General features: G+C 63.7%; 12 protein-coding genes. 9 read left to right on the top strand and 3 right to left on the bottom strand.

Features of this window, described 5'->3' with window-relative positions; genetic code table 11:
• Positions 1-171 precede the first annotated feature (171 nt).
• The 4 genes from QYH69_RS18305 to hslU all read left to right on the top strand — a co-directional run bounded on the left by QYH69_RS18305 (position 172) and on the right by hslU (position 4655).
• Positions 172-1263 (top strand): GTP-binding protein, encoded by a 1092-nt coding sequence (locus QYH69_RS18305; RefSeq protein ID WP_308833331.1) that lies wholly within the window; start codon positions 172-174, stop codon positions 1261-1263.
• 615 nt (positions 1264-1878) lie between these two features.
• Positions 1879-2298, top strand: a complete 420-nt coding sequence (dksA, locus tag QYH69_RS18310; RefSeq protein ID WP_075155489.1) for an RNA polymerase-binding protein DksA — start codon at positions 1879-1881, stop codon at positions 2296-2298.
• A gap of 470 nt (positions 2299-2768) precedes the next feature.
• Positions 2769-3305 (top strand): ATP-dependent protease subunit HslV, encoded by a 537-nt coding sequence (gene hslV, locus QYH69_RS18315; RefSeq protein WP_308833245.1) that lies wholly within the window; start codon positions 2769-2771, stop codon positions 3303-3305.
• A 9-nt stretch (positions 3306-3314) separates the two neighbouring features.
• Positions 3315-4655: an ATP-dependent protease ATPase subunit HslU gene (gene hslU / locus QYH69_RS18320; RefSeq protein ID WP_075155487.1), complete on the top strand. Its 1341-nt coding sequence runs from the start codon at positions 3315-3317 to the stop codon at positions 4653-4655.
• A 169-nt stretch (positions 4656-4824) separates the two neighbouring features.
• On the opposite strand, the gene QYH69_RS18325 is transcribed toward hslU, so the two are convergent.
• The 3 genes from QYH69_RS18325 to QYH69_RS18335 form a co-directional block, all read right to left on the bottom strand.
• Positions 4825-5367 (bottom strand): response regulator transcription factor, encoded by a 543-nt coding sequence (locus tag QYH69_RS18325; protein WP_075155486.1) that lies wholly within the window; start codon positions 5365-5367, stop codon positions 4825-4827.
• Complete coding sequence (locus QYH69_RS18330) at positions 5364-6689, bottom strand: ATP-binding protein (protein WP_308833246.1); 1326 nt, start codon at positions 6687-6689, stop codon at positions 5364-5366. The genes QYH69_RS18325 and QYH69_RS18330 overlap by 4 nt, the downstream gene beginning before the upstream one ends.
• Before the next feature lie 116 nt (positions 6690-6805).
• Positions 6806-7069 carry a cysteine-rich CWC family protein gene (locus tag QYH69_RS18335; protein ID WP_308833332.1) on the bottom strand — a complete coding sequence of 88 codons (264 nt, stop codon included), beginning with the start codon at positions 7067-7069 and terminating at the stop codon, positions 6806-6808.
• A gap of 325 nt (positions 7070-7394) precedes the next feature.
• Here QYH69_RS18335 and argB point away from each other — a divergent pair, with 325 nt between their 5' ends.
• The 5 genes from argB (at position 7395) to metW (ending at position 12049) form a co-directional block, all read left to right on the top strand.
• Entirely contained in the window at positions 7395-8294 is a 900-nt protein-coding gene (argB, locus tag QYH69_RS18340; protein ID WP_308833247.1) for an acetylglutamate kinase, read from the top strand.
• 61 nt (positions 8295-8355) lie between these two features.
• Positions 8356-9147: a pyrimidine 5'-nucleotidase gene (locus QYH69_RS18345; RefSeq protein WP_308833248.1), complete on the top strand. Its 792-nt coding sequence runs from the start codon at positions 8356-8358 to the stop codon at positions 9145-9147.
• Positions 9114-9983: a nucleoid occlusion factor SlmA gene (gene slmA / locus QYH69_RS18350; RefSeq protein WP_308833249.1), complete on the top strand. Its 870-nt coding sequence runs from the start codon at positions 9114-9116 to the stop codon at positions 9981-9983. The genes QYH69_RS18345 and slmA overlap by 34 nt, the downstream gene beginning before the upstream one ends.
• 315 nt (positions 9984-10298) lie before the next feature.
• Positions 10299-11444: a homoserine O-acetyltransferase gene (locus QYH69_RS18355; protein WP_308833250.1), complete on the top strand. Its 1146-nt coding sequence runs from the start codon at positions 10299-10301 to the stop codon at positions 11442-11444.
• Entirely contained in the window at positions 11441-12049 is a 609-nt protein-coding gene (metW, locus tag QYH69_RS18360) for a methionine biosynthesis protein MetW (protein WP_308833251.1), read from the top strand. Before QYH69_RS18355 ends, metW begins: the two co-directional genes overlap by 4 nt.
• Position 12050 lies beyond the last annotated feature (1 nt).

Genomic DNA, 12050 nt, shown 5'->3' on the forward strand with positions numbered 1-12050 from the left:
GGCTTGATCCGCCCGGCTCGAGGCTTACAAGGCTCGAAAACCGGCGGTTCCCGCCCCCGATTCACGCGTGGGTCTTATTGGTCCGCTCATTGAGTCTCTTCATTGAGTCTGCTCATTGAGTCCGACCGGATTCACCACATACAGCACAGGCGACACGATATGGCGACCAACATGATTCCCGTGACCATTCTCACCGGCTTTCTGGGCAGCGGCAAAACCACGCTGCTCAAGCGCATCCTGAACGAGCAGCACGGCATGAAGATCGCCGTGATCGAAAACGAGTTCGGCGAAGAGAACATCGACAACGAGATCCTCGTGCAGGAGTCCGACGAGCAGATCATCCAGATGAGCAACGGCTGCATCTGCTGCACGATCCGCGGCGACCTCGCGCGCGTGCTGGCCGATCTCGCCGCGCAGAAGCAGGCGGGCAAGCTCGATTTCGACCGCGTCGTGATCGAGACGACGGGCCTCGCGAATCCGGGCCCGGTCGCGCAGACGTTCTTCATGGACGACAGCATCGCCGACGAATTCCTGCTCGACGCGATCATCACGCTCGTCGATGCGAAGCACGCGAACCATCAGCTCGACGAACACGAGGTCGTGCAGCGCCAGGTCGGCTTCGCGGACCGTCTGTTCGTCACCAAATCGGATCTCGTCGACGAAGCGGCGCTCGGCGACCTGCGGCACCGTCTGCTGCACATGAACCCGAAGGCGGCGATCAGGGTCGTGAATTTCGGCGATGCCGACATCAAGGAAATTTTCGATCTGCGCGGCTTCAACCTCAATGCGAAGCTCGAGATCGACCCCGACTTCCTCGCCGAAGACGAGCACGACCACGCGCACGATCACGCGCATCACGATCATGACCACGATCATGATCACGCGAACTGCGATCACGAGCACGGCCATTGCAATCACGAAGGCCACGACCACGCGCATCACAACCACCATCACGCGCATCACGACGACAAGATCAAATCGTTCGTGTATCGCAGCGATAGACCGTTCGATCCGAACAGGCTCGAAGACTTCCTCGGCGGTATTCTGCAGATCTACGGCGAGCGGCTGTTGCGCTATAAGGGCGTGCTGTATATGAAGGGTGTCGATCGCAAGGTGGTGTTCCAGGGCGTTCATCAGATGATGGGCAGCGATCTCGCGGCCAAGTGGCTGCCGGCCGAGAAGAAGACCAGCAAGATGGTCTTTATCGGCATCGAGCTGCCGCAAGATCTGATCACCGACGGCCTCGACGCGTGTCTGGTGTGAACAAGCCGCCCGAATTCGCAGGCTGAATTCGGCGGCCTGGCGTCTACATCATATTTCGATCAGGCTGTATGAGCCCGCTTGCCCGCCTCGCGTCGCGGCCGTGAGCAACGGGCCGTTGCGATCGCGCGAAACACAGGCAATTCCTGCGGTCTAACGCACGTAGAACCATCGCTTTTTGACAGTTGCCGCGTTATATTTTGTCGATATCCGGGGGCGTGACAGGGATTGCCCCCGATTGCGGGGCTGCAGTGTGATTCAGTTACAATACAGCCCCGCTGGAGAATGAGAACGAATCGCCCGGTCAGCGCGCAATCGTGCCGGGCAAGCAACGGCGCCGGAAGACCTTATCCGGGCAATACGCCGATATGCCGGCAGGCACGCCGGCTCATAGCGCGCTGCCAGGGAAGCATTGCCTCGGGAGTAGCTGTATCGGTAGATCGGTTTCCAGAGGAGTTCGGCCCCGCACCGGCGCTTCGGCGTCACGACAGCCCACCGTCCGTGTTCGCCGGCGCGAGAATTGAGCGTCTTCAAGCGCCTTGAAGCGAGCGCCTTTGCGGGCAACACGAAAGTGCGGGCAAATCTCACCGTTTGCCTCACATTGAAGAAGCAAGCCAGATGACGACGAAACGACTCTTGACTGAAGCCGAAATCCTGAAGATGAGCGACAAGGATTACATGAACGAGGATCAGCTCGCTTTCTTCAAGAACCGGCTCGAGCAGTTGCAGGCGGAGATTCTCCGCAATGCCGGCCAGACCACTGAGAATCTGCGCGAAACCGTGATCGTGCCGGACCCGGCCGATCGCGCCACGATCGAGGAAGAGCATGCGCTCGAATTGCGCACGCGCGATCGCGAACGCAAGCTGCTGAAGAAAGTGCAGCAGTCGCTCGCGCGGATCGAATCGGGTGACTACGGCTGGTGCGAAGAAACGGGCGAACCGATCGGTATTCCGCGCCTCATCGCGCGACCGACCGCTACGCTGTCGCTCGAAGCGCAGGAGCGCCGCGAGTTGCGCCAGAAGCTGTTCGGCGACTGAACGTCTGTCACGGGCGCGGCGCGGGGTCCGCGTCTTTATCGCTGCTTCCTTGAGAGGCGCACGGGTTCGTGCGCCTCTTTTCTTTTGCGCTTGCATCGCACTTTCGCCGCGGTCTCGCCGGCGTTTCGTCCCAGCTGCGTGCGGGTCGTGCAATTGCCATCGCACTACAGCCGCCACGACAGACCACAGCCGCCACGACAGGTAAGCTTCACCGGCATCGTTGCAAAACCGCGCACGATTTACCGGCTAATCGCGATTCTTCTGTCGAAATTCGTAGCGATTGCGCACGGCATTTGTGGTGCGTCTCGTCGCCACGGCCCCTTGATATGGGCTCGTAAGCCCTAAAATAAACCGGATGCGTAGAACGCGCGCGTCGTCGAGGCGTCGCGTGCTGTCCGCTGTCACGGATTTTCGCGGTGACGCAGCGCGAGCACCGCGCACCACCTGTTTTGCACAAGGAAGGAACGCACATGGAGCAATTTCACGGCACGACGATCGTCTCCGTGCGCCGAGGCGATAAGGTCGCGCTCGGCGGAGACGGCCAGGTCACCCTCGGCAACATCGTCATGAAAGGCGGCGCCAAAAAGGTCCGGCGCATCTATAACGGCAAGGTGCTGGTCGGATTCGCCGGCGGCACGGCCGACGCCTTCTCGCTGCTCGATCGCTTCGAAGCGAAACTGGAAAAGCACCAGGGCAATCTCACCCGGGCCGCCGTCGAACTCGCGAAGGACTGGCGCACCGATCGCATGCTGCGCCGTCTCGAAGCGATGCTGATCGCCGCCGACGCACAGGCCACGCTCGTCATCACGGGCAACGGGGACGTGCTCGATCCCGAAGGCGGCATCTGCGCGATCGGCTCCGGCGGCGCGTATGCGCAAGCCGCGGCAAAGGCGCTGGCGGACAACACCGGGCTGTCGCCGCGCGAGATCGTCGAAAAGTCGCTCGAGATCGCCGGCGACATGTGCATCTATACGAACCACAATCGCGTCATCGAGACGATCGAGTAAGGACCCACGATGAGCACCATGACTCCCGCCGAGATCGTCTCGGAACTCGACAAACACATCATCGGTCAGGATCGCGCGAAAAAGGCCGTCGCCGTCGCGCTGCGCAATCGCTGGCGCCGTCAGCAGGTCGCCGAGCCGCTCAGGCAGGAAATCACGCCGAAGAACATTCTGATGATCGGACCGACCGGCGTCGGCAAAACCGAAATCGCACGACGTCTCGCGAAGCTCGCGGACGCACCGTTCATCAAGATCGAAGCCACCAAGTTCACCGAAGTCGGTTACGTGGGCCGCGACGTCGACAGCATCGTGCGCGATTTGATGGAGATCTCGGTCAAGCAGACGCGCGAGACCGAAATGCGCAAGGTGCGCTCCAAAGCGCAGGACCAGGCCGAAGACCGCATCCTCGATATCCTGTTGCCGGGCGCACGCCCCGTCGGTTTCGGTTCGGGCGGCTCAGAATCGCACGACGAACCGAGCTCGACGCGTCAGACGTTCCGCAAGCGTCTGCGCGAAGGCCAGCTCGACGACAAGGAAATCGAACTCGACATCGAAGCGCCTGCGACCGGCATGGACATCATGGGCCCGCCCGGAATGGAAGACATGACCGAGCAGATCCGGTCGATGTTCGCGAATCTGGGCGGCGGCAAGAAATCGCGCCGCAAGCTCAAGGTGAAGGAAGCGCTGAAGCTGCTGACGGACGAGGAAGCGGCGAAGATGCTCAACGACGAGGAAATCAAGACACGCTCGGTGCAGAACGTCGAGCAGAACGGCATCGTGTTCCTCGACGAAATCGACAAGATCGCATCGCGCAACGAAGCGGGCGGCGGCGAGGTATCGCGCCAGGGTGTGCAGCGCGATTTGCTGCCGCTCGTCGAAGGCACGACGATCAACACGAAGTACGGGATGGTGAAAACCGATCACATCCTGTTTATCGCGAGCGGCGCGTTCCATCTGGCCAAGCCGAGCGATCTGATTCCCGAACTGCAAGGGCGCTTTCCGATTCGCGTCGAACTCGATTCGCTGTCGGTGAAGGACTTCGAAGCGATTCTCGTCGCCACCGATGCGAGCCTCGTCAAGCAATACCAGGCATTGCTCGAAACCGAAGACGTGCACCTCGACTTCGCCGACGACGGCATCCGGCGTCTCGCGGAGATCGCATTCTCGGTGAACGAGAAGACCGAGAATATCGGCGCCCGCCGGCTTTATACGGTGATCGAAAAACTGCTCGAGGAAGTGTCGTTCTCGGCTGGCAACCATGCGGGCACGAACGTCGTGATCGATGGCGCGTATGTCGACCGCGCGCTGAACGAAGTCGCCGACGACGAAGATCTGTCGCGCTACGTGCTGTAATCGCCGGCGCGCTTGCGCGTCGCGCAGCGAGGCGAAATCGAAACGGGCGGCTTCCTGCGAGGCCGCCCGCTTTTTGCGAAGCTCCCCGTTTTCTTTGCCACGCGTGCCCCGTAACCGGCCGCGCCACTGCCTCCCGCTACGGCCCCGGTGCTGCCTCGTTACTCCCTGACTACTGCTTGACCGGCCGTTTCGCGAGCTTGCGCTGCAAGGTGCGCCGATGCATGTTCAGCGCGCGCGCGGTCGCCGAGATGTTGCCGTTGTTCTCGGCCAGCACGCGCTGGATATGTTCCCACTCGAGACGCGCGACCGAAAGCGGCGTCGGGTGCTCGATCGCTTCTTCGGCCTGCACCGCGCTCGCTTCGCTTTGCAGCGCCGCAAGTATCGTCTCGACATTCGCCGGCTTCGCCAGATAGTTGTCCGCCCCGTCCTTCACCGCCTGCACCGCGGTCGCAATGCTCGCGTAACCGGTCAGCACGAGCATGCGTGCATTCGGCTGCAGTTCGCGCAATGGTGCGACCAGATTGAGCCCCGAGTCCTTGCCCAGATGCAGGTCGACCGTGATCTGGCCGAACTTCTGCTGGTTCGCGAGGCGGATCGCGTCGTCGGCGTTGTGCGCCTCGGCCACCGTGTAGCCGCGCCGCGTCAGACCGCGCGCGAGAATGCCGGAGAATACCTCGTCATCGTCGATGACGAGGAAATTCATGTCGCTCATGCTTGTTTCTCCTTGTTGGACGACGCGAGGCCTTTATCGGCCGCGCCGGATGAATCGTAAGCGGCGACCGGCAGCCGCAGCACCGCGCGCGTGCCGCGCGGCGCCACTTCGCGCGGCCGCGTGTCGCGCGCGTCGGTCAGCTCGATCGAGCCGCCCAGGCGCGCCGCCGCCGAAAATGCAAGATAGAGGCCGACACCGTGGCCGCCCTGCGTGCTGTCGACGGGCGCCGTACCGAGCGACGCGCGCAACGACGCGGGAATGCCGGGACCGGCGTCGCACACCTCGAATTCGATCGCGCTGCCGTGCTCGACGAGCGACGCCTTCAACGTGACGTGATCGCGGCTCGCACGCGCCGCGTTGTCGAGCAGGATGGTGAGAATCTGGCTCACCGCGACCGTATCGTCGACCACCGCGCCGGCCGGCGCCGCGGCGAGCGTATCGAGTTCGACATGCGGATGCCGCAGCCGCCATTGCTGGACGAACGAATCGAGCCACTCGCCGACCGTCTGGCGGCTGCCCGGCGCCGATGCCCGGCTGCGCAGGCGCGCGAGTGCCGAGGTGCACATCGACATCTGCTGCTCGAGCAGATCGAGGTCGGCCGCGTACGGTTTGAGCCCCGTATCGGTGCGCGCCGCATCGCGCAATTCTTCGGTGAGCATGGCAATGGTGGACAGCGGCGTGCCGATTTCGTGCGCGACGGTCGCCGCCTGCACGCCGAGCGCGACCGCGCGCTCGTCTCGCAACAACCGCTGCTGCGCGTCGCCGAGCGCCGCATCGCGCTGGCGCAACGCCTTGGACATGCGCGCGACGAACCACGCAATCAACCCGACGCTGACCGTGAAGTTCACCCACATGCCGGCGCGGTAGTAATCGAAGAGGTTCGCGGGATTATCGAGGTTGAGCGGCACCGATTCGAAACCGAGCACTGCGTAGCATGCGACCGCGAACGCGGCGAGCCAGATCATCAGGTGCCACGGCAGCACGGCCGCCGCGATTGCAAGCGATGGCAGGTAGAGCGAAACGAATGGGTTGGTCGTGCCGCCCGACAGAAACAGCAGCGCCGACAGCGCACCGAGATCGACCCAGAGCTGCCCGAACAGCTCGAGATTCGATTCGGGCCGCTGTAGCGAGACGCGCAGCCATGTAAAGCCGTTGAAAATCACTTCGAGGCCGATCACGAGCAGCATCGCGGGCAGCGGCAGCGTAACGCCGACGAAAGTCTGGACGAACGCGATGGTCAGCAACTGGCCGATGATGGCGAGGCTGCGCAGCCAGAAAAGATGCTCGAGGTTGACCCGGCCGGTGTTCGTGATGCGGTGCATCGTGTCAGTTTAACCGCTGAAAGGGCCGGTTCGGGCCACTGAGGATGCGCCGCGTCATTGTGTCACTGGCGCAACACGTATGGCTGGCACGGGTCGGGCGGCAGCGTTCGCTTCGCTCAGTCGTCCGCGGCGGCGGCCGCCGCCGGATCGTTCTGCGCGCGGGCGATTTCCTCCGCGAGGCACTCGGGGCACAGGCAGCGGCTGCCCGCTTTGAGCCTGTCGGCCGGCAGCGGCGGCATCGCGCGGCACCAGCAGTCGGCGGTTCGTGCCTCCTGCCCGCAATCGAACGCGCGGCCGCAGCGCGGACAGCGCGCGCTTTTCGGGCCACGCGATTCGGCTGCGCGGGGCGAGGCAGGCGATCGGGGAACGGGCGGATTCATAAACGGCGAGATGAAACCGGTCAGGAGACGAGGAAATGATGCCACGTCTGGCCGGTCAGCAGAACCGGCGGCGAAGTCATGCCGCCGATTTCGTATTGAGCGTGCGACGGTGAAGGCGCGCGTGTTTTTGCGCTGCAACCGGTGCGCGCGGCGGCATGGCAAAACGACCGCCGGATCGCACGTCGCGCGGCACCTCGCGCGCCATGAAACCTGCGCTGCCGGCATGCTGCGCGTGGCATGACAGCCCCTGCCAAAAACGCTGTTGCAGCGCGCCACTCCTGTACAATTCGCCCTTGTTTTCACTTGTCCCCGCCGAGCCGCCGCCATGTCCGAGCTTTCCGACCTGTCCCAGATCGCGCCCACGCTGAAGGCCGAGATTCTGGCCGAAGCGTTGCCGTACATCCGCCAGTACCACGGCAAGACCGTGGTCATCAAATACGGCGGCAATGCGATGACCGAGGAACGTCTGAAGCAGGGCTTCGCGCGCGACGTGATTCTGCTGAAGCTGGTCGGCATCAACCCGGTGATCGTGCACGGCGGCGGCCCGCAGATCGACCAGGCGTTGAAGAAAATCGGCAAGCAGGGCACCTTCATCCAGGGCATGCGCGTCACCGACGAAGAAACCATGGAAGTCGTCGAATGGGTGCTCGGCGGCGAAGTGCAGCAGGACATCGTCACGCTGATCAACCACTTCGGCGGCCACGCGGTGGGCCTCACAGGCAAGGACGGCGGCCTCATCCATGCGCGCAAGCTGATGATGCCCGATCGGGACAACCCGGGGCAGTACCTCGACATCGGCCAGGTCGGCGAAGTGGAAGCGATCAATCCGGCCGTCGTCAAGGCATTGCAGGACGACGCGTTCATTCCGGTCATCTCGCCGATCGGCTTCGGCGAAGACGGCCTGTCGTACAACATCAACGCGGATCTCGTCGCGGGCAAGCTCGCCGTCGTGCTGAACGCCGAGAAGCTCGTCATGATGACGAATATCCCGGGCGTGATGGACAAGGAAGGCACGCTGCTCACCGATCTTTCCGCGCGCGAAATCGACGCGCTGTTTGCGGACGGCACGATTTCTGGCGGCATGCTGCCGAAAATCTCGTCGGCGCTCGACGCGGCGAAGAGCGGCGTGCGCTCGGTGCACATCATCGACGGGCGCATCGAGCACTCGGTGTTGCTCGAAATTCTGACCGAGCAGCCATTCGGCACGATGATCCGCTCGCATTGAACGACGGCTGCACGTCCCGGCGCCCGGCCGGCGCCGACCGCCCGCCCCACCGATTCCAACAATGCGCCACGCTCAAAAGAGACGCCGCCCAAAGATCGAAGCCGGCAGCCCGGTCTGGCTGTTCGACCTCGACAACACCTTGCATCGCGCGTCGCACGCGATCTTCCCCGCGATCAACACCGCGATGACGCAGTACATCATCGATGCGCTGCAAGTCGAACACGAGGAGGCCGACCGGCTGCGCGTCGGCTACACGCAACGTTACGGCGCGACGCTGCTCGGCCTTGCGCGCCATCATCCGATCGATCCTCACGATTTTCTGAAAGTCGTCCACACGTTTCCCGGTGATCTGCGCTCGATGCTGCGCAGCGAACGCGGCCTCGCGCGCATGATTGCCGCGCTGCCGGGCCGCAAGATCGTGCTGACGAACGGCCCCCAGGCCTATGCGCGCGCGGTGCTCGCCGAACTACGCATCGAGCGCCTGTTCGAGCGCGTGATCGCCGTCGAGCATATGCGCGACCGCCGCGGCTGGCGCGCGAAACCGGACCCCGCCATGCTGCGCAAGGCGATGCGCGACGCACATGTGAGCGCGGCCGATGCGATCCTCGTCGAAGACACGCGCGGCCACCTGAAAAGCTACAAGCGGCTCGGCTTGCGCACCGTATGGATCGTTGGACATCTGCCGCGCCGCATGGGCGCAAACGGCATTCCGGCGCGGTTGCCGGGCACGGGGCGCCCGCATTATGTCGACCGCCGCATTCGTTCGTTAAAATCGCTACGACTGGGCAACCGCTCGGCGCGACTGAAGGGACGACAGACATGCAGCCGATCCGCAAGCATGACGAGGCCGTAACCGAAGACCAGCCGGACCAACCTGGAAAACACAGCATCGCCGCCCATGGCGGCAACGGCGACACCGTCGGCAACGGCGGCCGCGCGACGCGCCTGAAGCCGGGCGAGCGCCGCGTGCACATTCTGCAAACGCTCGCGGCGATGCTCGAAGCGCCGAAAAACGAAAAAATCACCACCGCCGCGCTGGCCGCCCGGCTAGGTGTGTCCGAAGCGGCGCTGTATCGGCACTTCGCGAGCAAGGCGCAGATGTTCGAGGGGTTGATCGAATTTATCGAGCAGACGCTCTTTGGCCTTATCAACCAGATTGTCGCGAAGGAGCCGAACGGCGTGCTGCAGGCGCGCGCGATCGCGCTCACGCTGCTCAATTTCTCGGCGAAGAACCCCGGCATGACGCGCGTGCTGACCTGCGAGGCGCTCGTCGGCGAGCATGAGCGGCTCACCGAGCGCGTGAACCAGATACTGGAGCGCATCGAGACGTCGCTGAAGCAATGCCTGCGCATCGGTTTGACGGAGGCGCACGCGCAGCAGAACGGCGACAGCGTGCGCGCGGTAGAGGCCGCCGGCGCGATAGGCGTAGTCAAAGTAGACGGCGAAGCAGACGGTCTCGATGGCGCGGACAGCGAGCACCGCGCCGCGCAGCTCGGGACGCACGCCGCTCGAAGCGATGCCGCGGTGCCCGACATCGCCGTCCCGCTTCCGGCCAGCTACGATCCGGCCGTGCGCGCCAATCTGCTGCTCAGCTATATCATCGGCCGCTGGCACCGCTATGTGCGAAGCGGCTTCGCGCGCACACCCGGCGAACACGCGGACGCCCAACTGCTGCTGATTCTGCAATGACCCGCATGCGGCGCTGCCGTGCCGCGGCGGCCGACGCTACGGCCTGCCGGCGCTGCCGCTACCAGTTTTCCGCTATACTCGTCGTCTGATTGACGCGGCGGCAGACGTATCGTCGCTGCGACAAAGCCTTCTGCACTACCCTGAATAGATGTTGTAGCGCGCCGATTTGCTGACTCGATTGCGGGCGCGCGAACCTGCCGGACCCACGGTCCCCGGTTCACATAAATGCGGCTAAAGAGGTCGTCAGCGCGAAATCGCCTCTTGCGCGTCGCCGACACCGTTTAGCCGCCCAGCAATCGTCACAGGCGGACATAAATGGAATCGATCGGGATCGTCGCTCCACAGAAAATGCATTTCTCCGAGCCGCTGCAGCTGCAAAGCGGCAGCTCGCTCGCCGACTACGACCTGATGGTCGAAACCTACGGCACGCTCAATAGCGAACGCAGCAACGCAGTGCTCGTCTGCCATGCGCTCAACGCGTCGCATCATGTGGCCGGCGTCTATGCCGACAATCCGAAGGACGTCGGCTGGTGGGACAACATGGTCGGCCCCGGCAAGCCGCTCGATACGAACCGCTTCTTCGTGATCGGCGTGAACAACCTCGGTTCGTGCTTCGGGTCGACGGGGCCGATGAGCATCGATCCGTCGACCGGCCGCCCGTACGGCGCGAGCTTTCCCGTGGTTACCGTCGAAGACTGGGTGAACGCGCAGGCGCGCGTCGCGGACGCGTTCGGCATCGAGCGCTTCGCCGCGGTCATGGGCGGCAGCCTCGGCGGCATGCAGGCGCTCGCGTGGAGCACGATGTATCCCGACCGCGTCGCGCACTGCATCGTGGTCGCGTCCACCCCGAAACTGTCCGCACAGAACATCGCGTTCAACGAAGTCGCGCGTTCGGCGATCCTGTCGGACCCGGACTTCCACGGCGGCGACTACTATGCGCACGGCGTGAAGCCGAAACGCGGCTTGCGTGTCGCGCGCATGATCGGCCACATCACCTATCTGTCGGACGACGACATGGCCGCAAAATTCGGCCGTGCGCTGCGCCGCGCCGAAGGAGCGCTCGACGTCTACAACTTCAGCTTCGACGTCGAATTCGAAGTGGAGTCCTATCTGCGCTACCAGGGCGACAAGTTCGCAGAGTATTTCGACGCGAATACGTATCTGCTGATCACGCGTGCGCTCGACTACTTCGACCCGGCCAAGGCTTTCGACGGCGATCTGACCGCGGCGCTCGCGCACACCACGGCGAAGTATCTGATCGCGAGCTTCACGACCGACTGGCGCTTCGCGCCGGCGCGTTCGCGCGAACTCGTGAAAGCGCTGCTCGATCACAAGCGCCATGTGACATATGGCGAAATCGACGCGCCGCACGGCCACGACGCGTTTCTGCTCGACGACGCGCGTTATCACAACCTGATGCGCGTCTACTACGAACGCATCGCGCTCGAGGTGAACGCATGAACCCGCAAGCCTTCGAACTCCTGTCGACACGCGCCGACTTCCGCGCGATCGCGCGCTGGGTCGAGCCGCGCGCCACGGTGCTGGACCTCGGCTGCGGCGACGGCTCGCTGCTGTCGCTCCTGACCGAAGAACTCGAGGTGCAGGGCTACGGCATCGAGATCAACGACGCGGGCGTGCTGGCCGCGACGAAGAACGGCGTCGACGTGATCCAGCAGAATCTCGAAGACGGCCTGCGTCTTTTCGAAGACGGCAGCTTCGATTTCGCGATCCTCTCGCAGACGCTGCAGACCATTCACCAGACCGCGGCGATCCTGCGCGAGACGGTGCGCGTCGGCAAGCAGTGCATCGTGTCATTCCCGAATTTCGGCTACTGGCCGCATCGGCTGGCCGTCGCACAGGGCCGGATGCCGGTATCGAAGTCGCTGCCTTATCAATGGCACAACACGCCGAACGTGCGCGTGCTGACCATCAAGGACTTCGAGGCGCTCGCGCCCGAAGTCGGCATTGAAATTCTCGATCGCGTCGTGCTGCACGGCGGCCAGACCGTGCGTTGGGGCGTGAACTGGCGTGGTAGTCTTGCGGTCTATCGCGTCAAGAAAATCTAAC

It is taken from the genome of Paraburkholderia sp. SARCC-3016 (assembly GCF_031119615.1).
Taxonomy (GTDB): Bacteria; Pseudomonadota; Gammaproteobacteria; order Burkholderiales; family Burkholderiaceae; genus Paraburkholderia.

Bases quoted from the DNA above. Each gene is read 5' to 3' on its own strand.
- QYH69_RS18305 (WP_308833331.1), top strand. From the start codon at position 172: ATGATTCCCGTGACCATTCTCACCGGCTTTCTGGGCAGCGGCAAAACC.
- dksA (WP_075155489.1), top strand. From the start codon at position 1,879: ATGACGACGAAACGACTCTTGACTGAAGCCGAAATCCTGAAGATGAGC.
- hslV (WP_308833245.1), top strand. From the start codon at position 2,769: ATGGAGCAATTTCACGGCACGACGATCGTCTCCGTGCGCCGAGGCGAT.
- hslU (WP_075155487.1), top strand. From the start codon at position 3,315: ATGAGCACCATGACTCCCGCCGAGATCGTCTCGGAACTCGACAAACAC.
- QYH69_RS18325 (WP_075155486.1), bottom strand. From the start codon at position 5,367: ATGAGCGACATGAATTTCCTCGTCATCGACGATGACGAGGTATTCTCC.
- QYH69_RS18330 (WP_308833246.1), bottom strand. From the start codon at position 6,689: ATGCACCGCATCACGAACACCGGCCGGGTCAACCTCGAGCATCTTTTC.
- QYH69_RS18335 (WP_308833332.1), bottom strand. From the start codon at position 7,069: ATGAATCCGCCCGTTCCCCGATCGCCTGCCTCGCCCCGCGCAGCCGAA.
- argB (WP_308833247.1), top strand. From the start codon at position 7,395: ATGTCCGAGCTTTCCGACCTGTCCCAGATCGCGCCCACGCTGAAGGCC.
- QYH69_RS18345 (WP_308833248.1), top strand. From the start codon at position 8,356: ATGCGCCACGCTCAAAAGAGACGCCGCCCAAAGATCGAAGCCGGCAGC.
- slmA (WP_308833249.1), top strand. From the start codon at position 9,114: ATGCAGCCGATCCGCAAGCATGACGAGGCCGTAACCGAAGACCAGCCG.
- QYH69_RS18355 (WP_308833250.1), top strand. From the start codon at position 10,299: ATGGAATCGATCGGGATCGTCGCTCCACAGAAAATGCATTTCTCCGAG.
- metW (WP_308833251.1), top strand. From the start codon at position 11,441: ATGAACCCGCAAGCCTTCGAACTCCTGTCGACACGCGCCGACTTCCGC.